General features: G+C 72.0%; 19 protein-coding genes and 1 pseudogene. 8 read left to right on the forward strand and 12 right to left on the reverse strand.

Going from position 1 to position 24530, the window contains the following annotated elements:
• Positions 1-12: 12 nt before the first annotated feature.
• The 5 genes from OG509_RS35990 to OG509_RS36010 all read left to right on the forward strand — a co-directional run bounded on the left by OG509_RS35990 (position 13) and on the right by OG509_RS36010 (position 8218).
• Positions 13-1275 (forward strand): cytochrome P450, cyclodipeptide synthase-associated, encoded by a 1263-nt coding sequence (locus tag OG509_RS35990; protein ID WP_406186764.1) that lies wholly within the window; start codon positions 13-15, stop codon positions 1273-1275.
• Positions 1276-1339: 64 nt separating this feature from the next.
• Positions 1340-3334 (forward strand): ATP-binding protein, encoded by a 1995-nt coding sequence (locus tag OG509_RS35995; RefSeq protein ID WP_406186765.1) that lies wholly within the window; start codon positions 1340-1342, stop codon positions 3332-3334.
• A gap of 134 nt (positions 3335-3468) precedes the next feature.
• Entirely contained in the window at positions 3469-4965 is a 1497-nt protein-coding gene (locus OG509_RS36000; RefSeq protein WP_406186766.1) for an MFS transporter, read from the forward strand.
• A gap of 34 nt (positions 4966-4999) precedes the next feature.
• On the forward strand, positions 5000-6349 hold the full coding sequence (locus tag OG509_RS36005; protein ID WP_406186767.1) for a carotenoid oxygenase family protein: 1350 nt from the start codon (positions 5000-5002) through the stop codon (positions 6347-6349).
• Positions 6350-6646: 297 nt separating this feature from the next.
• On the forward strand, positions 6647-8218 hold the full coding sequence (locus OG509_RS36010; protein WP_406186768.1) for an alpha/beta hydrolase: 1572 nt from the start codon (positions 6647-6649) through the stop codon (positions 8216-8218).
• Here the strand turns inward: OG509_RS36010 and OG509_RS36015 are convergent.
• The 12 genes and pseudogenes from OG509_RS36015 to OG509_RS36070 all read right to left on the reverse strand — a co-directional run bounded on the left by OG509_RS36015 (position 8145) and on the right by OG509_RS36070 (position 21459).
• Positions 8145-9563: a (2,3-dihydroxybenzoyl)adenylate synthase gene (locus OG509_RS36015; protein WP_406186769.1), complete on the reverse strand. Its 1419-nt coding sequence runs from the start codon at positions 9561-9563 to the stop codon at positions 8145-8147. The genes OG509_RS36010 and OG509_RS36015 overlap by 74 nt on opposite strands.
• A 143-nt stretch (positions 9564-9706) precedes the next feature.
• Entirely contained in the window at positions 9707-10180 is a 474-nt protein-coding gene (locus OG509_RS36020; RefSeq protein ID WP_406186770.1) for a pyridoxine 5'-phosphate oxidase C-terminal domain-containing protein, read from the reverse strand.
• A 393-nt stretch (positions 10181-10573) separates the two neighbouring features.
• Positions 10574-10930, reverse strand: coding sequence for a UBP-type zinc finger domain-containing protein (locus OG509_RS36025; protein ID WP_406186771.1), 357 nt, complete (start codon positions 10928-10930; stop codon positions 10574-10576).
• A complete protein-coding gene (locus tag OG509_RS36030; RefSeq protein WP_406186772.1) occupies positions 10927-12387 on the reverse strand; it encodes an ATP-binding protein in 1461 nt (486 codons plus the stop codon). Before OG509_RS36030 ends, OG509_RS36025 begins: the two co-directional genes overlap by 4 nt.
• Positions 12384-14060: an FAD-dependent oxidoreductase gene (locus OG509_RS36035; protein WP_385576314.1), complete on the reverse strand. Its 1677-nt coding sequence runs from the start codon at positions 14058-14060 to the stop codon at positions 12384-12386. The genes OG509_RS36030 and OG509_RS36035 overlap by 4 nt, the downstream gene beginning before the upstream one ends.
• 164 nt (positions 14061-14224) lie before the next feature.
• Positions 14225-14518, reverse strand: a pseudogene (locus OG509_RS36040) (VOC family protein); the annotation flags it as partial.
• Between the two features lie 66 nt (positions 14519-14584).
• A complete protein-coding gene (locus tag OG509_RS36045; protein WP_406186773.1) occupies positions 14585-15352 on the reverse strand; it encodes a class I SAM-dependent methyltransferase in 768 nt (255 codons plus the stop codon).
• Between the two features lie 55 nt (positions 15353-15407).
• Positions 15408-16598 (reverse strand): aminotransferase class V-fold PLP-dependent enzyme, encoded by a 1191-nt coding sequence (locus OG509_RS36050; protein ID WP_406186774.1) that lies wholly within the window; start codon positions 16596-16598, stop codon positions 15408-15410.
• 1 nt (position 16599) lies between these two features.
• Positions 16600-17928, reverse strand: coding sequence for a pyridoxal-phosphate dependent enzyme (locus OG509_RS36055; RefSeq protein WP_406186775.1), 1329 nt, complete (start codon positions 17926-17928; stop codon positions 16600-16602).
• Positions 17925-19412, reverse strand: coding sequence for a Y4yA family PLP-dependent enzyme (locus OG509_RS36060; protein WP_406186776.1), 1488 nt, complete (start codon positions 19410-19412; stop codon positions 17925-17927). The genes OG509_RS36055 and OG509_RS36060 overlap by 4 nt, the downstream gene beginning before the upstream one ends.
• Before the next feature lie 118 nt (positions 19413-19530).
• Positions 19531-20082, reverse strand: a complete 552-nt coding sequence (locus tag OG509_RS36065) for a GNAT family N-acetyltransferase (RefSeq protein WP_406186777.1) — start codon at positions 20080-20082, stop codon at positions 19531-19533.
• A gap of 81 nt (positions 20083-20163) precedes the next feature.
• Positions 20164-21459, reverse strand: coding sequence for an MFS transporter (locus OG509_RS36070; protein ID WP_406186778.1), 1296 nt, complete (start codon positions 21457-21459; stop codon positions 20164-20166).
• 151 nt (positions 21460-21610) lie between these two features.
• On the opposite strand from OG509_RS36070, the gene OG509_RS36075 reads away from it, so the two are divergent.
• From OG509_RS36075 to OG509_RS36085, 3 genes are read left to right on the forward strand one after another with little or no spacing between them, the layout of a single operon-like run.
• On the forward strand, positions 21611-22633 hold the full coding sequence (locus OG509_RS36075; protein ID WP_406186779.1) for an ABC transporter substrate-binding protein: 1023 nt from the start codon (positions 21611-21613) through the stop codon (positions 22631-22633).
• Entirely contained in the window at positions 22623-23666 is a 1044-nt protein-coding gene (locus tag OG509_RS36080) for a FecCD family ABC transporter permease (protein ID WP_406186780.1), read from the forward strand. Before OG509_RS36075 ends, OG509_RS36080 begins: the two co-directional genes overlap by 11 nt.
• Positions 23663-24460, forward strand: a complete 798-nt coding sequence (locus tag OG509_RS36085) for an ABC transporter ATP-binding protein (protein WP_406186782.1) — start codon at positions 23663-23665, stop codon at positions 24458-24460. Before OG509_RS36080 ends, OG509_RS36085 begins: the two co-directional genes overlap by 4 nt.
• Positions 24461-24530: the final 70 nt, after the last annotated feature.

Below are 24530 nucleotides of genomic sequence, written 5' to 3' on the forward strand. Positions count from 1 at the left end.
GAGGCCTTCACCGTGCTCGTCGCCAACACCCGTTTCAGCGTCCTGTCCGAGGACTTCGACGCCGACCCCTACCGGTACTTCGCGCAGCTGAGGGAGCGGACTCCGGTGCACTACGAGTCGGCGATCGACAGCTACTTCCTCTCGCGCCACGAGGACGTGAAGCGGGTACTGACCGACCATGACGCGTTCACCACCGAGACGCTTCAGGTGCGCGCCGAGCCGGTGATGCGCGGGCCGGTCCTCGCGCAGATGACCGGGGCCGAGCACACCGCCAAGCGGAAGATCGTCGTACGGGGCTTCACCGGGCAGGCCCTCCAGGACCAGATACGTGCCATCCGCGCCAATGCCGCCGAGCTCATGGCTCCCTTCCTCGCCGAGGGACGGATGGACCTGGTCAACGATTTCGGCAAACCCCTCGCCGTCCACGTGACGCTGGACGTCCTGGGTCTGGAGAGACGGGACTGGCAGCAGGTGGCCGTCTGGCACAGCGGAGTAGCCGAGTTCATCACCAGCCTGGCCCTCACCCCCGAGCGCCGCCGCCACTGCCTGGACTGCGCCGAGCAGTTGGAGGCGTACCTCCTGCCCGTCATCGAACAGCGGCGCCGCCACCCCGGCGACGACCTGATATCGAAGCTGTGCACTGCCGAGTTCGACGGCATCGCCATGAGCGATCGCGAGGTCACCGCACTGATCATCAACGTTCTGGCGGCCGCCACCGAGCCCGCGGACAAGACCCTCGCCCTGCTCTTCAAGCACCTCATCGACCACCCCGAGCAGCTGGCGCAGGTCCGCCGGGACCCGGGCCTGCTGGCCGCCGCGATCGCCGAGACCCTGCGCCACACCCCGCCGGTCCAGCTCATCCCCCGTCAGGCGGAGCAGGACTCCGTGTTCGCCGGCGTCACCGTCCCGGCCGGTGCCACCGTCTTCTGCATGATCGGCGCGGCCAACCGCGACCCCGACGCCTTCACCGACCCGGACGCCTTCGACATCCACCGCCCGGACCTGGGCACCGCCCGTTCCTTCACCGCGGCCGCCCAGCACCTGGCCTTCGGTACCGGACTCCACCAGTGCGTCGGCGCGGCCTTCGCGCGCGCCGAGATCGAGACCGTCGCCGCCATGCTCCTGCCCCTGCTCGACGAGGTCCGCTACAGCCCCGGCTTCCGCTACCGGGAGACCGGCCTGTACACCCGGGGCCCCCTCTCGCTGTCGCTGGACTTCACCCCCGTCCACCTCGGCGAAGGAGACCTCGGGCCCGCCCACGGACACCTCCATTAGGATCTCCGTTCGCCCGGTCGAAGCCGGGTGGTGCACAAGGAAGTTGGGAGCCGCCATGGTGTCCGTGGGGGAAAGACTGAGCAGAGCGCGCGTACGGGCCTTCGTCGGCCGGGACGAGGAACTCGGGCGCTTCGGAGAGGCTTTGGCCGGTGATCCGCAGGCGCCGTTCGCGTTCTACGTGTGCGGTCCGGGCGGCATCGGGAAATCGACGCTGCTGCGGCACCTGGCGGACCGCGCCCGTGCCGCCGGCCGGCTGCTCGTCGAACTCGACGGCCGGTTCGTCAGCCGGGACCCGGCCGATTTCGAGCGCGCCGCCGGTCCGTTCCTGGACGTTCCGGGAACCGTCCTGTTCGTGGACTCCTTCGAGCACTGCCAGTGGCTGGAGGGCTGGCTGTGGCACCACCTCCTGCCCCGGGCCGCGGACGACACCCTGGTCGTCCTGGCAGGCCGGCGCGCTCCGCAGCCGCAGTGGACCGCCGACCCCGCCTGGTCCCGGCTCCTTCACGTCACCGAGCTGGAGCCGTTCTCCGAGGAGCAGGCCCGGAGCCTGCTGGTGGCGGCGCAAATCCGGCCCGAACTGCGGGACCGGGTACTGCGCTTCGCCGGAGGCAACCCGCTGGCCCTGTCGCTCGCGGCCGCGGCGGGATCGGAAGGCTGCGGCCGGGAGGAGATCTGGGCCCCCACGGCCGACGTACTGCGCACCCTGCTGGCGGGGCTGATCGGGGAGGTACCCACGGCAGCCCATCGCCGCGCACTGGAGGTGGCGGCGCAGGCCCATTCGACGTCCGAGGAGCTGCTCGCCGCGGTGCTGCCGGAAGAGGACGCCCATCTGCTCTTCTCCTGGCTGCGGGACCTGCCCTTCATGGAGTCCACCCACCGGGGGCTCCACCCGCACGACGCCGCACGCGAGACGCTCGCCGCCGACCTGCGCTGGCGGGCGCCCAACGCGTTCGAGGCGATGCGCCGGCGCCTCGCGGACGAGTACCTGCGCATACTGCGCGAAGCGCCCGAGGAGCGCGTGTGGACCGTCACCGACGAGCTCTTCTACCTCTTCCGGGAAGGCGCGACCCTGGCCCGACTGCGGTCCTGGTCCCGCGAGGACGAGGTGCACGACCGTCCCCTGCACCCCGATGACATCGATGCCGTGCTGCGCATGACCGAGGAGACCGAGGGAGCCGCCTCCGCGGAGCTGGTCCGGTACTGGACGCGGCGTCAGCCGCAGGCCTTCAGCGTCTACCGGCTCGTGAGCACGGGACGGATCGTGGCGTTCACGGCCCGGCTGGCCCTGCCGTCCCCGCCCGACCCCCAGGACCTGGCCACCGATCCAGTCGTCGCCGCAGCCTGGCGGTACACCGAGGCCACCGAGCCGGTGAGCCCCGGCGAACACATCGGCGTCAGCCGCTTCTCGATCTACCCCGAGCGGTACCAAGTACCCTCACGCGTCATCGACTTGAGCAGCTCGCGGGCCCAGGCGGAGGCGGCCCGGGCCCGCGGGCGCGCGTACGGGTTCGCCGTCTACCGGGACGCCGAGACCTGGGCGGAGCGGGTCAAGGGCACCCTCAGCGACACCGGGGCACGGCCGCGCGTCGGTGAGTACACGTACGGGCTGTTCGGCGTCGACTGGCGTCAAGTACCCGTGGAGTCCTGGCTCTTGCGCTTCATATCCACCACCGCCGACGAGCCGGTACGGTCCGCCCCGTCGCCCGTCTCGCGTACGGCGTTCGACCAGGCCGTGCGCGAGGCGTTGGCCCACTGGCGCGATGCGGACGCCTTCGCGGCCTGCGCCCTGATGCGCGCCCGTCTCGCGGCCGACTTCGCCGATCCGGTGGGGGAGTTGCGTGCCCTGCTGCGCCAGGCCGTCGACGACCTCGCCCGTGACCCGCGCGGAGTACGCGCCCGCGAGGCCCTGGCCGCGGGCTACTTCTCCGGTGCGCCCACCCAGGAGGCGGCCGCCCGCCGCCTCGGCCTTCCGTACGGCACCTACCGCCGCCACCTGCGCCAGGGCCTGGACCTGCTCTCGGAAGCCCTGTGGCAGCAGGAGCTGCACGGCCCCAGGTGAGAGCGGCAGTCGCGGGCCCCCGGCGCGACCGGTGGAACCGGCGGGGCCGGGTGGACAGGTGCGAACACGAGTGGACAGTGCCCCTCCCGGCCGGGCCTGGATAGTGGACACCGTCCGCGCCGAGTCTGTGCGCCATGAACGTTGCACACGCGCAGACGGACCGGACAGTACGCCGGTCTCCCGGGCCGGGATCGGCCCTCGCGGCGCTCGCCGCCGCCCAGTTCACCGTCATGCTCGCCACCTCGATCGTCAACGTGGCGCTCCCGCAGATCCGGGCCGGCACCGGGCTCACTGACAGCGGAACCACCTGGGTGGTCAACGCCTACGGCCTGGCGTTCGGGGCGCTGCTCCTGGCGGGCGGGCGAGTCGCCGACCTCCTCGGCCGCCGCCGGGTGCTGATGGCCGGGCTCGCCCTGTTCGCGCTCGCTTCGCTGGCAGCGGGGCTGGCCACCTCCGCGGGCGTGCTGATCGCGGCCCGTGCGGTGCAGGGTCTCGGGGCCGCCGCGATCGCCCCGGCCGCCCTCGCCCTGGCGATGGACCGGGCATCGTCCGGCCCCGAGCGCGGCAGGGCCCTGGGCGTGTGGGGAGCGGTCTCCGGTGCGGGAGCGGCGGGTGGCGTCCTGCTGGGCGGCGCGCTGACCCAGGCATGGGGCTGGCCGTGGATCTTCCACTCGGTCGCGCTCGGAGCGGCACTGGTCGTGGCCGCGGTGGCCGTACGCGTACCTCGGGACGCAGGGCGGGACACCGGACGGCAGCGCGGGCGGTTCGACCTGCTGGGCACCGCCACCGTCACCCTCGCGCTGACCGGCCTGGTCTGGGGCCTGACCACCGCGCGCGGGGCCGGCTGGACCGACGCCCGGGTGCTGGGCGCACTCGGCGCCGCCGCCGCGTTGTTCGCGGCCTTCGCCGTGATCGAGCTCCGCCGGCCCGACGCGCTGATTCCGGCGCGTCTGTTCGCCACCGGCCGGGTCGCCGCGGGCAATCTGCTGATGGCCCTGCTGGGATCGGTATGGCTCGCCCTGTTCTTCTTCCTGCCGCTCTACCAGCAACAGGTCCTCGGGGCGGGTCCCTTGGCCACCGGAGCGGGACAACTCCCGCTGGCCGTCGCCCATATGCTCGGCTCCGCCCTCGCTCCACGTGTCTCCCGGCGCATCGGAGCCACCGCGACCGTGACCGCGGCCCTGCTGACCGAGGCCGCCGGACTGCTGTGGCTGTCGCGGATCAGCGCCGACGGAAGCTACCTGACGGACGTCCTCGGCCCGAGCATCCTGGTCGGCCTGGGCCTCAGCATCGCCTTCGTCCAGCTCACCGCACTCGCCGTGGACGGCGTCCCGCGGGAGGACGCGGGCCTCGCCGGGGGACTGGTGAACACCACCCGGCAGGTCGGCGGAGCGATCGGCCTCGCCGCCCTGGCCACCCTGGCCGGCTCCGTCACCGCCGGCGCGTCCGCCGGTACGCCTCCACTTGAGGCCCTCACGGCCGGCTACCGCACCGCCTTCACGGTCTCGGCCGCGGTCCTGGCCGCCACGGCCCTCCTCGCACTGTTCCTCACCCGCCGTACGAGTTCACGTACGCCGACCACCCCGACCACACCATCCCACCTCAAGTCCGTTGCCGAACCCGCTGTCTGAGCACACGTCACATCCACGAAAAGAGAGTCCAGCCATGACCACTGCGAAGCCCTACCTGACCGGCCACTTCACCCCCGTCGCCAACGAGATCACCGCCACCGGCCTCACCGTCGAGGGCACCCTGCCCCCCGAGCTGACCGGCCGGCTGCTCCGCAACGGCCACAACCCCAAGCCCGGTGTCACCCCGACCCACTGGTTCAAGGGCAGCGGCATGGTCCACGGCATCCGGCTGCGCGACGGCCGCGCCGAGTGGTACCGCAACCGCTGGGTGCACACCCCCGCCCTCGACGGCGCCCCCTACATGACCGAGCACGGCCCGGACCTGACCGCGAGCGCCGCGGGAACGCACGTCATCGAACACGCCGGACGCCTGCTGGCGCTGTGCGAGGCGAACCTCCCGTTCGAGCTCACCCCCGAGCTGGAAACGGTCGGTGCGTACGACTTCGACGGAAAGCTGCGCAGCGCGATGACCGCGCACCCCAAGGAGGACCCGGTGACCGGGGAGCTCCACTTCTTCGGGTCCTCGCCGTTCCCGCCGTTCCTGACCCATTACGTGTCCGACGCCAAGGGATCGATCACCCACAGCGCCGAGGTGCCGGGGGCGACCGCCGCACTCAAGCACGACTTCGCCCTCACCCGCCGTCACGTGGTCTTCGTCGAGGGCAACGTCACCTTCGACCACACGGAAGCCTCCGGCATCCCGTACAGCTGGAGCGACCAGCAGCCCGCCCGTATCGGCGTCATGCCCCGCGGCGAAGACGGAGCCCGGCACATCCGGTGGTTCTCCATCGAACCGGGCAACATGCTCCACGTCTCCAACGCCTACGAGGACGGCCAGGGCCGCATCGTCCTGGAAGGCCCCACCGTGGACCGCGAGGGCTTCCGGCTCTCCTGGAACTGGTGGGTCGGCGCGCCCGGGCGCGGCAGCGAGCCCGTCAGCCGCTCGTACACCCGCCGCTGGGTGCTCGACATGTCCGCCGGCACCGTCGACGAGCACATCATCGACGACCTGCCGGTGGAGTTCCCGACCCTCAACGAGGCCTACCTGGGCGCCGAGAACCGCTACCAGTACGCCATCTCCTTCCCGAACGAGGAGGGGCTCGGCGGCTACGGCGTCGTCAAGTACGACCGCGCCAGCGGTGCACGCCGCATCCACCAGGTGGGCGATGCCCGGATGCCCAGTGAGGCCGTGTTCGTCCCCGCCGCCGATGCCACGTGCGAGGACGACGGCTATCTGCTGACCGTGGTCTCCGACCTCAAGCAGGACGCCTCGCAGCTCCTGGTGCTCGACGCCTCCGGCCTCGAGCGGGTCGCCACCGTCCACCTTCCCCACAGGGTGAGCGCCGGACTCCACGGCTCCTGGATCCCCGACGGCGCCCTGTAGGCGCCAAGTACTGATCCGGAGCAGGGATCTGGACGAAGCGCACCCCGCGGCACCGCCTTCTCCACCGGCAGTCTTGCCCCCGCGTCGTACTTGCGGCGGAGCGGACTACCGGCGGCGGGGGCGGTGTCCGCGGCCTTGCGGAGGGATTCCGGTGCCTGATTTCGGCCAACTGCCCGGATATCGCGTGGTACGGGAGAGGGACCAGGGACGGCTCTTCCAGGGGATTCGGCGACGCCCACCGATGCAACACAGTGGGCACACCAGCGATTTCACCGGAAGAAGGACGGCGCACCTCCCATGAAACGCCTCGCACCGCTGCTCGCCACCGTCGGACTCCTCGCCACCTCACTCCCCCTGCTGACGGCTCCCCAGGCGGCCGCCGCGACCCCCGAGTACATGCGCCAGAAGCCGGTCTGGCACCGCTGTAGCCCCGACCAGCCGGTGACGTACGAGTGCGCGACCCTCAAGGTGCCGCTCGACTACCAGCACCCCGAGGGGCGCACGCTCGACATCGCCATATCCCGGATCAAGAGCGAGAACCCCGGCAAGCGGCGTGGGGTCCTGCTCTTCAACCCGGGCGGTCCCGGCACCCCCGGGCTGTTCCGGCCGATGGTCCTGAACGCGAAGATGCCCAAGGACGTACGGGACCAGTACGACCTCATCGGCTTCGACCCGCGCGGGGTCGGCAAGAGCAGCCCGATCAGCTGTGGCGGGCTGAGCCAGGCCGAGCAGGGCATCGGGGGCGCGTACCGGCCCGAGACCTTCCCCTCTGACGTGGCCTGGGCGCGGGGCATCGCCGACAAGTGCCGGGAGAAGTCCGGCGATGTCATCCCGTACATCACCACCCGCAACACGGCCCGCGACCTGGACGTGATCCGTGCGGCGCTCGGCGAGCGGAAGATCTCGTACCTGAGCTACTCGTACGGGACTTACCTCGGCGCGGTGTACTCACAGATGTTCCCGCAGCGCACCGACCGCTTCGTGCTGGACAGCGGGGTGGACCCGCAGCGCGTCTGGCGCGGCATGATCCAGGTGTGGGCCACCGAGGCGGAGCCCGCCTTCGCGCGGTGGACGCGGTGGGCCGCGGAGCGCTCGGACCGGTACGGGCTCGGCACCACGCCCGAGGAGGTGTCCGCCACCTTCTGGGGTCTGGTGGCCCGGGCCGACCGGAATCCGATCGTCCACGACGGGCAGAAGGTCACGGGTGACGATCTCAGGGCCGACCCGTCGTTGTTCTCCTCCCCGTACGGGGCCTCGGCCGTCGTCAAGTTCCTCAAGTCCTTGGCCGAGAACGGGCCCCGGCCGACGGACGGCGACACGCCGGATCTGAAGCAACTGCTCGCGGGCTCCCGGACTTCCGGGCCGAACGCCTCCGGGCCGAACGCCTCCGCGCTGAACACCGCGGCGGCGGGGCCGGCAGCCGCCTCCGAATCCGTTGACGGGGCCACGCCCGCCTACTGGTCCGTCGTGTGCGGGGACACGGACGCCTGGCCGCGCGACCCCGAGCAGTACGCACGGGACGCGGTGCGGGACAAGGCGAAGTATCCGCTGTACGGGGACTTCGCGTCGAACATCAAGCCGTGCGCCTTCTGGCAGCGGCCGGTCGAGCCCCCGACGCCCATGAAGACCCGGGCCGACGTACTGACCGTACAGAACGAGTGGGACCTGATAACCCCCCTGGCCAGCGGCCAGGGCCTGCACAAGGCGCTCAAGGGCTCGCGCATGGTGCTGGCGCTGGGCGGCGAGAAGCACGGTGTGTACCTCTCCGACCCGGCTTCCTGCGCCGACGCCACGGTCAACACGTACCTGGCCACGGGCCGGCTGCCCGCCGCAGACGTGACCTGCCAGGACCCGCCGCCGTTCCCGTAAGGGGGCCGGTCACGACCAGGTTGCCCTCCGGGGTGCGGCGCGCGAGTGCGCCGGTGCGGAAGTAGCCGTCGGCGGTGAAGGAGCGTGCGTTGTGGTCGGGAGCCCGGTAGTAGCCCCGCAGGGTGTACGGGCCGCGGGCGAGGAGTTCGCCGGACTCCCCGTCGGGCACGTCCTTGCCGTCGGCGTCGACGATGCGGATCTCATCGTCGGGCGAGAGCGGGCGGCCCTGCGCGGTGAGCACGGTCCCGTCCGGATCGGTGGGCCGGGTGAGCGTGAGCAGACCCTCGGCCATGCCGAAGACCTGCTGGAGGCGGCAGCCCAGTTCGGGGCCCATCCGCTCGGCGGTCGCCCGCGGCAAGGGCGCGGCGCCGCCGACCTGCACGAGGCGCAGACTGCTCAAGTCGGCCTGGGCCGTGGGGAGTACGTCGAGCCAGTCCTGGGCGACGGAGGGCGTCACGGACGTGATGGTGACCCGCTCCCGTGCGATGGCCGCAAGGCATTCGGCGGGGTCCGGGTTCTCGGCCAGGACGACGGTACCGCCGACGGACAGCGTGCCGACGATGCCGGGGCAGCCGAACGCGAGACTGGACTCGACGGGCAGCGCGGCGAGATACACGTCCTTCTCGGTGAGGGACACCAGCTCGGCGGCCGCCCGCGCCTGGTAGGCGTAGTCGTTGTGCGTGCGCGGAACGAGCCTGGGTGCCTCGGTGGCAGCGCCGGAGAGCAGGAAGAAGGCCACCTGGTCGGCGCTCTGTGCGGGCGTCGGCCCGGGCGGGGAGTCGAGGGAGCCCAGCGGGAAGTAGTGGCAGCCCGCCGGGTCGGTCGAGAAGCCGCCGTTCGGGGACGACTCGCCCGGGGCCTCGAAGGTGAACACCCGCCGCAGGAAGGGCCCTTGGGCGGCGATGTCCGCGGCCATCGCCGTGTGGTCGAAGCCCCGGTACGTCGAGGGGCCGACGTAGCCGACGGCCTCCGTGATCCGCACGACATGAGCCACCTCGGACGCGCGGTGCGAGACCGGACAGAGCACCGGGACCGCGCCGATGCGCATCAGCGCGAACACGGTGGTGACGAACTCGGGCACGTTCGGCAGCTGGACGACGGCCCGCTGCCCGGGCCGCAGGCCCCGCAGCCGGAATCCGGCGGCCATGCGGTCCACGCGCCGGTTCAGGCCCGCGTACGTGATGCGGGTGCCGCCGCCGTGGACGAGCGCGGTCCGCGGTCCGTACTGCTGGGCCCAGCCGCGCAGCAGGTTGTCCAAGGTGTTGCCGCGCCAGTGCCCGGCCGCCCAGTAGCGGTCGACGAACTCCTCGGGCCAGGGCGTGCAGCCGGCGAGCATGGATGGCATTCGTTTCCTTCTGTCCCGTTCCTGGGACAAGCCAATCCCTCACCACCCGTATGTGCAATGCGCCTTCCCCACCACGGAAGCCGCACGCGATCAGCAGAAGGTCCAATCAGGACCGCTGACCAGGGGGCTGGGACACCAGGGGGCTACGACCAGAGCCGGAACCGTTCCCAGCCCTCGTCCGCGGTCCGTTCGTAGCGCAGGCGGGTGTGGACGCGGTTCTTCGCCGCCTGCCAGAACTCCACCTCCGCCGGAGCCAGGGTGTAGAGGGTCCAGGCGGAGTCGACGAGCGACGGCGCCTGCTCGATCAGGGCCAAGGACTTCGCCAGGGCGTGGTCGCGCTCCGCGGGGTCGGCGAACTGCCATCCCGAGCCGTCCACCCCTTTGAGGATCAGGACCCGGGCGTCCGGATCACCGGCCTCGTCGACGGTGGACAAGGTCATCGCGTGCGGATCGCGCAAACCGTCCGCCACGGCGTCGGACAGCCAGGACAGGAACAGCTGAACGGGATGGGCCGGAGCCCGTTCCGGCTCGAACTCCGGAAGCGGTCCCGCGAACACCTCGATGCCCCGCAACCACCCGCTGACGGTTCTGCCGTGATCGCCGTCGCCATCGCCCACCGGGACCCGCCTCCTCCGCGTCGAACCGCTACGGCCCACCCTGCATCTGCGGCCGATGTTCGACAATCACCTGGTAAATGCTTGGCCGATGCCCCCGAATCTCGCGGCGAGTGAGGAGCGGGGATATTGGAGGTAGCGACAACAGCGGGTCCGGGTGGTGGCCGGGACGCACAAAGCCCCTGCGTGCCGAACACCGCTGATCGGCATGCAGGGGCCATTCGCCGGTGCTCCCCATGGCGGCGAGAGCCGCTCGACCGTCACGGGGCCGGTAGGCCGCGATGGCCTGATGGGGACAGTCAATCATTCAAGAGGTGAATTTGTCACTATGGATGGCATCTGCGAGGTCGAATGCCCTCTTCTTGCCGCGTGTGCCCCTTCGGCGGCGCAGCGCCGTCAGCCGTGCAGCAGCTGAGTCCAGTCCTCGGGGACGCGGCCGGCCGGGCCGGGGGCCGGTTGGTCCGCAGGGTGGGCCGACGGCGGGGTCAGCGCGGGCCCGGACTCGTACAGGGCGTCGGTGTCGTAGTTCCAGAACCACTCCTCGCCCGGCTCGAAGCTCTGTACGAGCGGATGGCCGGCGGACTTCCAGTGGGCGGTCGCGTGCTGGGCGGGGGAGGAGTCGCAGCAGCCGATGTGGCCGCACTGGGCGCAGCGGCGCAGGTGGAACCACCAGCCACCCACCGCGTCGCAGTCGGCGCAGCCGGTTCCGGTGGGCGGGACGGTCGGGTCGATTCCGTTGATGTCTTCGGTCATGCCGGCTCCTGGGCGGTCTCGGATTCGGGGGCGGTCAGCGGCAGCAGCACCTGGAACCGGGTGTCGCCCGGTGCGGACTCGACCTGGAGGCTGCCGTGGTGCTTGTTGACCACGATCCGCCAGGAGATGTCGAGGCCGAGACCGGTGCCCTCGCCGACCGGCTTGGTGGTGAAGAAGGGGTCGAAGATGCGGCTGCGGATGTCCGCGGGGATGCCGGGCCCGGTGTCGCGGAACTCCACCAGCAGCCGGTCGCCCTCGCGGGCCGTGCGGACCGTCAGCGTGCCCTCGCCGCCGGTGCTCCCGATGGCGAAGACGGCGTTGTCGATGATGTTCGTCCACACCTGGTTGAGCTCCGCCGGGTAGGCCGGCACCTCCGGCAGGGAGCGGTCGTAGTCCTTGACCACCCGCACCCCTCGGCCGATCTTGCCGGACAGCATCAGCAGGGTGCTGTCGAGGAGCTCGTGGACGTCGACGACCCGGTGCGGGGCGCGGTCGAGCTGCGAATACTGTTTCGCCGCGTCCACGAGGTGGGAGATGCGGGTGGTGGAGTCGTTGATCTCGTCCATCAACAGCTCGGTCTCGACCGTGTAGTTGAGCCAGCCGATGGCTCCCGGCAGGATGTCCTCGGCCACGGTCGCCGCGACCTGCTCCAGCCAGTCCGTGTCGAGCCCGGCCTGTACGAAGGTCGGCGCGATCCGCCAGCCCTCCTGGATGCCGTGGTCGTCGAGCCAGTCGGTGAGTTCGTCCTCCCGGTCGGCGGCCTCCATGGGGCTCAACACCGGCGCCTTGGCGACGCGTTCGGCGGTGCGCTCCTGGATCTCGATGAGCTCGGCGAGCGCCTCGCGCGAGTAGGGGCCCTGGGCGATGACGGCCAGCTTGTGCCGCATCTTGCCCACCCGTTCCCGTAGCGTCGCGGTGGCCCGTACGGCCGCCGCGGCCGGGTTGTTGAGCTCGTGGGTGAGACCGGCGGACAGCGATCCCAGCGCCAGCAGCCGTTCGCGCTGGCCGACGGCCCGCTGCATGTTCCTCGACCCGAAGAACAGTCCCTCCAGCAGGTGCGCGGCCATGGGGAACCAGTCCCGCATGATGTCCGCGAACGACTCGGCGGGCAGTACGAAGAACCGCGTCGGCTCCGTCACCCGCATGGAGTTGGTGTACGTCTGCGGCACCTGGTCGCCCAAGTAGGCCTGCATGGCTCCCGCGTACACACCGCGCTGCGAGGTCCGGCTCACCTCGACGTCGTCGCCGCCGACCCGGCGGGACAGTACGACGGTGCCCTCGATCATCACGTAGAAGCACGTGGCCGGGTCGCCCTCGGTGTAGACCGGGCCGACGTCGAACCGCTCCACCCGCCCCTCGGCGCACAGCCGCCCGAGCTGCTCCGGGGAGAGCTTCTCGAACAGGAACAGCGAGGAGATCTCCTGCGGGCTGCAGGGAATGAACCGGCCATCGCTCATGACTGCTCCAGGTACCGGTGGACGAGCATCACGGCCATGGCTCCCTCTCCGACGGCGGACGCGACGCGCTTCGCGGACTGGGCGCGCGCGTCGCCCGCCACGAACACGCCGGGAATGTTGGTCTCCAAGTGGTAGGGCGGCCGGTCCAGTTCCCACTCGGCCGGCGGCCGCCCGTCCGCGGTGAGGTCCGGCCCGGCGAGGATGAAGCCGTGCTCGTCGCGCAGCACCGTGCCGTCCAGCCAGTCCGTCAGAGGGGCCGCGCCGATGAACACGAACATCCACTGGCAGTCGACGAGTTCGGTCGCACCGCTGTCCACGTCCCGCAGCGTCAGCTGTTCCAGGTGCCCGTTCCCGTGCGCCTCCTCGACGACGGTCCGGGTCCGCACCGTGATGTTCGCCGTCTCCTCGATCTGCTGGATCAGGTAGTACGACATCGACGCCCTCAGGGACTCCCCGCGCACCAGCAGCGTCACCGACTTCGCGCCGCGCGCCAGGTACATCGCCGCCTGCCCGGCGGAGTTGGCGCCGCCCACGATGTACACGTCCTGCCCCTGGCAGGCGGCCGCCTCGGTGAGCGAGGAGCCGTAGTACACCCCGCAGCCGGTCAGGGAGTCGCAGCCCGGTGCGTGGAGCTGCCGGTACGACACCCCGGTCGCCAGGATGACGCTGTGCGCGGCGACCGCCGTGCCGTCGGAGAAGTGGACGACGCGGGCAGCGCCGTTGACCTCCAGCCCCGTGACCTCGCACGCCGTGAGGATCTCGGCGCCGAACCGGCTCGCCTGGCGGCGGGCCCGGTCCGTGAGCTGCGCGCCCGAGACTCCGTCGGGGAAGCCGAGGTAGTTCTCGATGCGGGAGCTCTGGCCGGCCTGCCCGCCGGTCGCCGACCGCTCGACGAGGACGGTACGCAGCCCCTCGGAGGCCCCGTACACCGCCGAGCCGAGCCCTGCGGGTCCGCCTCCGATGACGACGAGGTCGTAGAAATCGGCGGTCGGCGTGGTCGCGAGCCCCACGTGGGCGGCCAGCTCGGCCGCCTCCGGCTCGATCAGCACGGTGCCGTCAGGCGTGACCACCAGGGGCAGCCGCTGCCCCTCCGCCCCGGCGGCCTCCAGCAGCCGCTGTCCCTCGGGCTCGTCGGAGGAGTACCAGCGGTAGGGCACCTGGTTGCGGGCCAGGAACTCCCGTACGCGCGAGGAGCCCGCCGACCAGCGGTGCCCGACCACCTTGGTGGCGGGTACCGGCCGGTAGTCGCTGGAGCGCCACGCCGTGAGCAGGTCGTCCACGACCGGGTAGAGCTTCTCCTCCGGCGGGTCCCAGGGCTTGAGCAGGTAGTGGTCGAGGTCGACGACGTTGATCGCGTCGATGGCCGCGTCGGTGTCGGCGTACGCGGTCAGCAGCACGCGCCGCGCGCCCGGGTACACCGCCAGGGCCTGCTCCAGGAACTCGATGCCGTTCATCTGCGGCATGCGGTAGTCGGCGAGGATCACCGCCACCAGGTCGCCCCGCAGCTTCAGCTCGCGCAAGGCCTCCAGCGCGGACTCGCCGGACTCGGCGCGCACGATCCGGTAGTCGGCGCCGTAGTGACGCCGCAGGTCACGGGCGATGGCACGGGAGACTCCCGGGTCGTCGTCCACGGTCAGGATGACGGTCCGCGCCGTATCGGCGGCCTGTGCCATACGTCTCCACCCCGAGTGCTCTGGGCGGGCCGCACGGCGAGCCGCCCGCGCCGGTTTCCCGCCCATCGTATGTTCGATGGCCCCGGCGCGCTCCGGAACACCGCGAACGCGCGCTCCGGGTACGCACCCGGTCGCTCCTGGTGGCTCCTGGTCGCTCCCGGACGCTATTCGGAGCGCATGGCCTCCTTGGAACGCCTTTCCATCTCCTCCGGGGAGACGTCCTCCACGTGCGTGGACACGTTCCAGCGGTGTCCGAAGGGGTCCTCGAACTGCCCGGTGCGGTCGCCGTAGAACTCGTTCTTGACCGGTGAGCGCTCCGTGGCGCCGAGGGAGAGGGCCTTGGCGAAGACGGCGTCGACGTCGTCCACGTACACGTGGAGGGTGACGGGCGTGCCGCCGATCGCCTTCGGGGAGCGGAAATCGATGTCCGGGTACTCGTCGGCGAGCATGATGACCGAGTCGCGCCGCGCGACAGCGCCGCGACGGTTGCCCCGAAGGGCCCACGGCGCCGATCTCCGGCGGGTTCAGCGGACCGCCACCACCACGTGGCTGTTGCCGAACTGCCAGACCGTGCCGACGTGCTCGAAGCCCGCCTCGCGCAGCAGTGCGAGGTGGTCGGTGAGGGTCAGCCGGTTGCCCTCGCAGTGCGGGTGGGTGCGGCGGTCGCGGGTGGCGAGGAGGGGCGCCAGTTCCGGATCGGCCCGCACACCCGACCACCACGACTCCCAGTCCTCGTGCGCGAGGGTCTGCTGGCGCTCGGCGCGCCGCCGGCCGATGTCCACGGCGAGCTCGTGGACCTTGGGGGAGTCCGGGTCCAGATGGTCGCCGTTGACGAGGACTCCGCCGGGGCGGATGCCCCCGGCCAGCTCCGTGTACGTGCGCCGCAGCGTGTCCTCGCCGAGGTAGTGCAGGGCCGTCGTGGAGACGGCCGCGTCCACCGGGCGGTCCAGCGCGAGGGCGTCGAGCCAGCCCGGCTCCCCGATGCGGGCCTCGGCGAAGCGCAGAGCCGTTCCGTGGTGTGCCCGCCCCAGCTCCAGCAGCAGCGGGTCGGCGTCGATGCCCACGACCTCGGCGGCGGGCATGCGCTCCGCCAGCCGCGCGGCCAGGGACCCCGGCCCGCAGCCCAGGTCGAGGAGCAGGGGAGCGGGGTGGCCTGCCGTGACGCGCTCGACCACGTCGGAGATGACCGTGAACCGCTCCTCGCGGTCGATCGCGTACCGCTGCTGCTGCCGCTCCCAGCGTTCCACCCACCGGCTGGCCGCCGCGACCGTGCCCACGCCGCTCACGTTCATGTTTCTGTCCACTCGTGCTTGTGCCGTTCTCACGGCCCTGAACTCCACATGAAAATCATTGCAGATTGGTGAGGGTGCCGAGCAACTTCTCGATCTCCTCCGCCGTGTTGTGGACGTGCAGGCTGACCCGCACCGAGCCGTCCGACTCCGCGGCGCCCGCCTGACAGTGGCCGTCGGAGCGCACCATGAAGCCATGGCTGTAGAGGATGAACCCGAGGTCGCGGGAGGGGATCTCGCGATGCCGGAACGCCACGATGCTCCGGCGCCGCTGCACCTCGGAGTCGGCCGCCAGGCTGGAGCGGCAGCCGAGCACCTCGTACGCGTCCAGCCGGTTCAGGCCGTCCGTCAGCCGGGCCGCCAGGGCCACCGTCCACGCCTCGATCCGGTCCGTACCGGCCGCGTCGAGCCAGTCGAGGGCGGCGGCCAGGCTCGCGATGCCGACGGTGTTCGGGGTACCGGCCCAGCCGCCCGGCCGGAACCGCGGTCCGCGCCGGCCGCGGGCCCAGACCGCGCCCGTACCCGGCAGCGCCATGGCCTTGTGACCGGAGAACACCACGAAATCCACGTCGAGTTCGGCCACCGAGAACGGCAGGTGCCCGATGCTCTGCGCGGCGTCGAGGCAGATCGGGACATCCGGCCCGACCACCCGGCGTATCCGGTGCACGTTCATGTCGACGCCGTACACGTGGTGCACGTGGGTGACCGCCACGAACCGGGTGCGCGGGCCCACCGAGGCGGCCAGCGCCGCCGGATCGTAGTCACCGGAGCCGTCCTGGTACGGCAGCTCCCGGACCCGGATCTTGACGCCCTGCCGCGCCAGCAGCTCCCGTACCTCCAGCCACGGCGCCAGATTCGCCTCGTGATCGGCGAACGGGACGACGACCTCGTCCCCGTCGGCGAGCCGGGCCGCCAGCCAGTCCAGGGCGACCGTCCGCAGCCCCTCGGAGGCCCCGCTGGTGAAGTGCACGGACGAGCGGTCCGGTGCGGGATCGCCCAGGAACCGTTTGACCCGGTCGCGGGCCCGCTCCACCGCGGCCGTCGTCGCGTTGGCCCAGGGGTACGAGCCGCGGCCCGCGTTGGCGTTGGAGGTGGTGAGATAGCGCTGTACGGAGTCCAGTACGGCCTGCGGCTTCTGCGCGGTGGCCGCACTGTCCAGGTACGCCAGCTCCGGGTTCGCCACGATGATCGGGAACTGGGCGCGCAGCGGACGCTGCCAGGAACGCAGTTCCTCCAGGGCATCGGCCACGTCAGTCACGCACCAGCGGCGCGCCCGCGTCCCGCCACGCGATGATCCCGCCCGCGAGGCTGCGTACGTCGGGATGGCCCATCCGGGTCAGCAGTGCGGCGTAGCGCGCCGACTGCTCGCCGACCGGGCATGCCAGCAGCACGGCCTGCCGCTTGCCGAACGGCAGCCCGCCTCGCACCAGTTCGTCGAAGAGCTCGTCCACGATGTTCACCGATCCGTCGATGTGCAGCGCGGCGTAGGCGAAGGAGCTGCGCAGATCGATCACCAGCGGCCGCTCCGCCGCGATCCACTTCTGCGCGTCGGCCACCTCGATGACCTGCGCCGCCCGTACCTCGGTATCGGTCAGCGCGGACACGGAGTTCCGCGCGGGCGGACGGCCCAGCAGCTCCGGGCGGCGCTGTTTGACGTAGCCGAGATAGCTCTCCACCCGGTCGCAGACGATGAAGACCGCGGTCCTGCGCTCCGGTCCGCCCGTCAACTCCGCGTCTATCGGCTGCAGATGGCGCACGGTGCCGTGATACGCGGCGCCGCCGGTCGGACCGGCGAGGATGCCGCAGCGCCGGACCAGGGTGAGCATGCCGTCGATCGCGTCGTCGGCGCTGACCGACTCGATCGTGTCGTACGTGGCCGGGTCGAAGAGGCCGACCTCGTGGACCTCGTCGATGTTGCGGATGCCGGGGATGAAGTCCGACTTCTCGCCCACCAGCCCGATCACCCGTACGGCCGGATCGTGTGCGCGCAGGGACCGGGCCACGCCGGTGGAGGAACCGGCCGTGCCGACGCAGGCGAGGAACCAGTCCGGGGCCCGGCCGTCCAGATCCGCCACGATCTCCGGGCCCGTACCCGTCGCGTGAGCCTCAGTGTTGAGCGCATTGAAGTACTGGTCGGTGTGCAAGTGGGCGCTGCCGGACTCGTTCAGCCTCTGATGGAAGAGGGTCAGCGGGTCCTCGGTGTCCGTCGGGTCCAGGCACTCGCTGCGGCCCGGCAGCTCCTCGATCTCGGCGCCCAGCAGCAGGAGCAGGTCCTTGACCTCCGGGATGCGCATCCGGTTGGTGACGCTCTTGAACGCCAGTCCGTGCATGCCCGCGATCACGGCCAGCGCCTTGGCCGTGTTGCCGCTGGACAGCTCGACGATGGTCTCGCCGCGTTCCTGGGCGCCGGGCAGGCCGGACCGGGCCATGTTCCAGGCGGCCCGGTCCTTGACGGAGCCGAAGGGGTTGAGCATCTCCAGCTTCGCGTAGAGATCGATCTGGCGCAGGCCGTGTACGGCCGGATCGATGCGGACCAGCGGGGTGTTGCCGATGGCCTCGGTGATGCTGTCGTACCTCATGCCCGTCCCCCCGAATCGGTGATCGGCCCGTACTCCTCGATGGGCCAGTACTCCTCGTCCAGACACCAGTGCCAAGAGCCCTCCGTCTGACGGACCGCCACCTTGCGTGCGATGGGCTGCTGTTGGGCACGGGTGGCGCTGAAGTCCATGCAGTAGCCGGCGGTGTTGGCGAAGCCCAGCAGATCGCCCGGGCGCGGCAGCCGCGGCAGGAACACCGCTCTGCGGGTGATCAGGTCGGCTTCCAGGCAGAGGTTGCCCATGAGGTGGACGCCGACCGGCTCCTGCGGCCCCGCGCCGGCGGGTTCGCCCTCGCGCGGCACCAGTACGGGGTCCATGAGGATCCCGTGGCCCTCCAGAGCGACGTCGCTCGCGTTCATGGCGAGGCGTACGAGTGCGGGGCCCGCGTCCTGGCGCCGTACCTCCAGCACCCGGGCCAGGGACAGTCCGCACTGGTCGGCCAGGGCCCGGCCCGGCTCCGTGTAGAGGTCGTAGAGGCTCTCCAGCAGCAGGGTGCCGAGTGCCCGTCCCAGGGTGGGGGCGGGCTGCGACAGGAGCGCGTCGAGGTAGCCGGCTCCGGCCACCGGGCGGTGGGCGGGGTACAGGCTCAGGGCGCCGCGCAGCGTACCGCCCTCGGCGTGCAGGCCGTACCCGTGGCCGCCCCAGGTGAGGGGCGGGCGCCGGCCCATCACCGCGGCGGCGAGCTCGCTCGTCCAGCGGTCCCACTGGGCGGCGTGCGCGAGGTAGCTGACCCCGAAGCCCCCTCCGATGTCGACCACGCGCGGCTGGAATCCCCGTAAGCGCAGGTCGTCCATGGCCCGCAGGCAGCCTTCGAGGGCGATGGCCTTCTCGTCCGGGCTCGTCGTGTCCAGGTGGTAGGCGACGCCGATCGGATCGACGGAGTCCCGGTGGCGTTCGAGCAGGTCCAGCAGCGGCCCGAGCGCCTTCACGGACGTACCGAACCGGCTCCTGCGGGAGAGCATCCTGGGTCCCGAGGTCTCGAACTCGCCGAGGCGGAGCAAGACCTTCGGGCGGGGCAGGTCGTGGCGGCGTACGAGGCCCGCCAAGGCCTCCAGCTCGTCGGGGCCGTCGGCGTTCACGGTGACCCCCGACCGCGCGGCGAGCCAGAGGAACGCCGGATCCTTGGGGCCGGTCGCCATGATGCGGTCCGCGGTGAAGCCGGCGCCGAGGGCGCGGCGGAGCTCGCCGACGGATGCCACGTCCACGGCGGCGTCCGCGGTGGTGAGCCGCCGGACGAGGGACCGGGAACGGTTGGCCTTGTGGGCGAAGAAGACCTGCCCGCCGAGCCGGTGGCGGCGGTAGACGGAGCGGAAGCCCTCGGCGTTCTCCGCGATCTGCTCGGGCACGAGGACGTTGAGGGGCGAGCCGAGGGCGTCCACGAGCATGTGCAGGAACGGGGCGGAGCCGAGCAGCGCGGCGAGCCGCGGCGCCAACCGAGGTTCCAGGTACAGGGGGCCGGTGTCCATCCCAGCTGCTCCTCCCGCGCGCCGATCGTACGACGATATTCCTCGCGGCCCTGTTCATGCCCTGCTGGCATGGTTTGGACGCGCGCTGGCGGGAGTTGGCCGAAATGCGACGGCGCCGTCAGAGTGCCAGGTACATGAGGATCTCGTCGCGGTCGTCGCCGGGCGCGACCCGCAGACCGCCGGGCCAGCGCCCGATCTCGCACCAGCCCAGACGGCCGTAGAACTCCTCCAGCCCCAGCCCGGCCCGGACGGCGATGTGCAGCTGCTCCAACCCCATCTCCTGCCGGGCGAGTTCGCGGACCCGGCGCATCAGCGCCGTACCGATGCCGCTGCCGCGGAAGTCGGGGTGGGTCATGACGTGGTTGACGGCGCCGCAGTGCGCGACGAGCGGATGGGGGTCACGGCGCACAATGAGCCACCCCGCGAGCTTCCCGCCGACCGTGGCGATCAGCATCCGGGCGCGGCGCGGTTCGAGCGCGCCGACGAGCAGGCCCAGGGCCGGGTCGGCCTGGCCGGCGGTCACCGGCGGCATGGGGAGCCCCCGGGGGATGACGGCGCCCCCGGCGTTGATGACCCGTACCCAGCAGTCGACGAGCTGCTCGCGGAGTTCGGCGGGCAGCTCCCGCGGGCGGGTGATCTGCGCGAAATCGACTGGTTGCAGGGCTGTCATGCACCGCAGCTTGCCAGACGGGGGATCGACGCGGGCCCCGGCCGGGCGAGGTCGGCCGGGGCCCGCCGTGCACGGGGCCGATCAGTGCGCCGTCGCCGTGCCCGGGCGGCCGAAGTGGCGCGCGGTGGGCACCAGCGCCGCCGCTGCCGGTACGAGGAAGCACGCGGCGGCGCATGCGCCCAGTACCGCCGTCACCCCGAAGGCGTCGATGGCGGGGGCGATGATAGCGAGCCCGACGGGTGCCAGACCGTACGACACCAGGAAGTCCAGCGAGGAGACGCGGGCCAGCTTGTCCGGGGCGACCTCGCGCTGGGTGGCCGTGAACCACGGCACGTTGAACAGCTCGATGCCGATCCCGGCGAGGGCGTACGCGGCGACGACCACCACCGGGTGGACCGGCAGCATCAGGCTCAGCGGGGCGAGGCCGTACGCCGCCAGCCCGGCGAGGGCCGCCCAGCCGGGGGAGCGCGGCCGCCACCGGGCGATGGCCAGGGCCCCGCTAAGCGCGCCCAGGGTGTACGCGGTCATGGCCGCGGCCAGCACCCACTCGGTGCCGTAGCGGTCCCGGCTGATCAGTGGCAGCGCGACGCTGGTGGCGGAGTAGCCGAGGGCGATGACGGCGACGAGGGCGGCGAGTCCGGCGAGGAACCACGGGTGGCGGCGCGCCTCGCGTATGCCCTCCAGGAACTCGGTACGGAAGCCGGCGCGCGGGGCGGGCTCCGCGGCCGACTCCTCGGCGGCGGGCGCGGCGGCGGGCGCGGTGGCCGTGGCGCCACCGCCCTGGCCGGGTACCAGCGCCGCGACCAGCCAGAGCAGGCCGATGCCCAGCAGCAGCGTGGGTACGTCGAGGAAGGCCGCGAGCAGGGCGGTCAGGGCGGGTCCGGCGAGTGTGGAGCCGCGGATCGCCATGGTCATGGCGGCGTTGGCCTGCCGGCGGCGCCCGGGCTCGACGGTCTCGGCGGTGAGCGCCTGGAACGCCGGGCGGCAGGCGCCCTGTCCGGCTCCGGCGAGGGCGGCGGCGGCCGTCATCAGCACGAGCGAGCGGCCGAGACCGGCGGCCAGGAGGGGCGCGGCGGCCGCCGCCGCGAGGGCGGACCAGAGCACGACCGCGCGGCGGGAGTGCCGGTCGGCCAGTACGCCGCCGATGGCGACGGCGGCGAGGAAGCCGGCGGTGCGGGCGGCGAGGACCAGGCCGAGGCCGGCGGCGCCGAGATCGTGGTGGAGGACGGCGAGCCCGAGGACGAACGGCAGCGCCCAGGTCGCGAGCCCGGAGGCGGTGGTGCCCGCCCACAGGCGCAGGAACACGGGGTCGCGGAGGATCGAACGCGGGGGCGGGGTACTGGTCTTGGCCGCGGTCGGCGTGGGTGTGGTCGCCACGTGTGGGGGCTCCTTCGGTTCGGGGAGGGCTCGGCGGACCGGCCCCGGATGGAGTTAATGAAAATGAATACCATTACAGTACTCTTCGAACGCGGCACTCCCGCCCGGTGCACCACCACAACCATGCCTTTCCTCCCAGAACGGAGAATCCATGCGCCACCCCGCCCGCCTCGGGATAGCCCTGACCCTCGCCCTCGCCACCGCGGGCTGCTCCACGGCAGCCGGCAGAGGTTCCCGGGCGGACGGCGAGCCCGCCGCCGAAGCGGTCTCCGTCACCAGCTGCGGGCGTCAGGTGTCCTTCGCCGCGCCACCGCAGCGGACCGTCGCCCTGGACCAGGCCTCGACCGAGATCCTGCTCGAACTCGGGCTCCAGGACCGGATGGCGGGGACCGCCAACCTCAAGACGAAGATCCCCGCACCGTACGAGGCCGCGTACGCCAAGGTCCCGGTCATCGCCCCGAAGATCGCCACCGGTGAACAACTGCGCGCCGCCACACCCGACTTCGTCATCGCCGGCTCCGCGGACCTCTACACCAAGGACCGCGCCGGCACCCGCGAGGAGCTGGCCGCCCTCAAGGTCCCCACCTTCGTCAGCGCCGTGGACTGCCCCCGGCAGAACCCGGCCGGAGCCACCCCCTTCGATCTGCTCTTCTCCGACTACGAGAACCTGGGCACGCTCTTCGGCGTCCGGGAGCGGGCCGACCGGCTCGCCGCCGACCAGCGCGCGGCGCTCGCCAAGGCGGGAGAGAACGCGGCGAAGGTCCCCCAGGGCGCGGACCGGCCGACCGTCGTCTACCTCTACTCCGTCTTCAACGGGATGCCGTACGTCGCGGGCAGGACGGGCCTGCCCAGTGAGATGAGCCGGATCGCCGGCGCGAAGAACGCCTTCGACGACGTCGACGAGGACTGGCCGGAGGTCACCTGGGAGGAAGTCGCGAAGCGGGAACCGGACTTCATCGTGATCGGCGATCTGTCCGAGCGCGGGCGGCCCGGCGACAGCGCCGCCGAGAAGCGCGCCGAGATGGCCCGCCACCCGGTGGTCTCGAAGCTGGCCGCCGTCCGCGAAGACAAGATCCTGGAGGTGCCGGGCATCGAGCTGGACCCTTCCGTGCGCTCCGTACACGCCCTCGGGCTCCTGGCGAACGGCATGAAGGACCTCGGGTATGTCCGCTGACCCGGCCACCCGGAGGGGTCCTGCCGGGACGGCCCGTGCGCTCCGGCTGCTCCTCGCCGCGGGCGCGCTGGCGGGCTCGGTGGCGGCTGCCGTGCGCATCGGCGCCTCCGACGTCGGCTGGGCCGGCCTCGCCCGCGTCCTCGGTGCCCGTCTCGGCCTGGACGTACCGCCGTTGGCGCCGCTCGTCGACTCGCTCGTCTGGGACCTGCGGCTGCCGCGGGTGCTGATGGCCGCCCTCGTCGGCGCCTCGCTCGCCGTGTGCGGCACGGTGCTCCAGGCGCTCACCCGCAACGCTCTCGCCGACCCCTACCTGCTCGGCGTCTCCTCCGGAGCGTCGACGGGAGCCGTCACCGTCCTCGTCCTCGGGATCGGCGCGGGCACGCTCGGAGTCACCGGCGGCGCGCTCGCCGGCGCGCTGCTCTCCTTCGGCCTGCTCCTGCTCCTCCTGCGGCGCACCGGCCTGGATTCCGCCCGCATCGTCCTCACCGGCGTGGTGATCGGCCAGCTCTTCACCGCGCTGACCTCGCTGGTCCTGATGGCCTCGGCGGACGCGGACACCACGCGGGCCGTCACCCACTGGCTGCTCGGCTCGATGGCGCCGGCCCGCTGGAACACCGTCGCGGTCTGCGCGATCGTCACCCCGCTGGGGCTGCTGGCGGCGTGGCTGTGCTCGAACGCCCTCGACGGGCTCGCGTTCGGAACCGACACCGCCGCGTCCCTGGGGATCGGTGTACGGAACACGCGGATGGTGCTGCTCGTGGTCACCGCCGCGCTGACCGCGGTCGCGGTGGCCACCGTCGGCGCCGTCGGCTTCGTCGGGCTGATCGTCCCCCACGGGGTGCGGTTCCTCGTCGGGCCGCTGCACCGGGTGCTGCTGCCGTACGCGGCGCTCGCGGGTGCGGTGTTCCTGGTGTGGACGGACGCGCTCGCGAGGATCGCCTTCGCACCCCGCGAGGTACCCGTCGGCGTGATCACCGCTCTGCTCGGCGTACCGCTCTTCCTCCTCGTGCTGCGCAAGCGGGGTGAGCTGTGAGGATCACCGCCGAGAACGTGAGCTGGTCGGTGGCGGGTTCGCAGGTCGTACGGGAGGTCGCCGCGGACATCGCGCCCGGCGAGACGGTCGCGCTGCTCGGCCCCAACGGCTCGGGCAAGTCCTCGCTGCTGCGCTGCCTGGCCGGCCTGCGGGCGCCCGACGCGGGTACGGTCCGCTACGACGGCGAGTCCGTACGGGACTGGAGCGCGCGGCGGACCGCCCGCCACGTGGCCTTCGTCGCACAGGACCCGGGCGCCGACAGTGACCTGCGGGTCGCCGACGTCGTGGGCCTGGGACGGACCCCGTTCCGGAACCGCTGGCGCGGACCGGACGCCGCCGACCGGGCGGTGGTCGCCGATGCGCTGGAGCGGGTCGGCCTCACCGCGCTCGCCGGCCGGTCCTGGAAGGCGCTGTCGGGCGGTGAGCGCCAGCGCGCCCACCTCGCCCGCGCGCTGGCCCAGCAGCCGTACGGGCTCCTGCTCGACGAGCCCACCAACCACCTTGACGTCAAACACCAGTTGGACCTGATGGAGCTGCTGGCCGGGAGCGAGCAGACGGTCCTGGTCGCGCTGCACGACCTGTCGCTCGCCGCCCGGTACTGCGACCGGCTGTTGCTCCTGCGCCACGGCCGCCTGATCGCATCCGGCACGCCCGCCGCCGTTCTCACCTCCGAACGCCTCGCCGAGGTGTTCGAGGTCGACGCCGAGCTCACGACGGACCCGCTCGGCCACCCCTCGGTCGTCTACCGGGGGCCGCTCGGCACTCCGCTTCGATCGCCCCGACCCACCCTGTGAAAAGGAGACTCGTGCACCACGCAAGCCCCGCCCCCAGCCTCGTCCCCAGTCCCGCCCCCGCCCCCGTACC

The sequence above is a fragment of the Streptomyces sp. NBC_01006 genome, from assembly GCF_045162725.1.
In the GTDB taxonomy this organism is placed as follows: Bacteria; Actinomycetota; Actinomycetes; order Streptomycetales; family Streptomycetaceae; genus Streptomyces.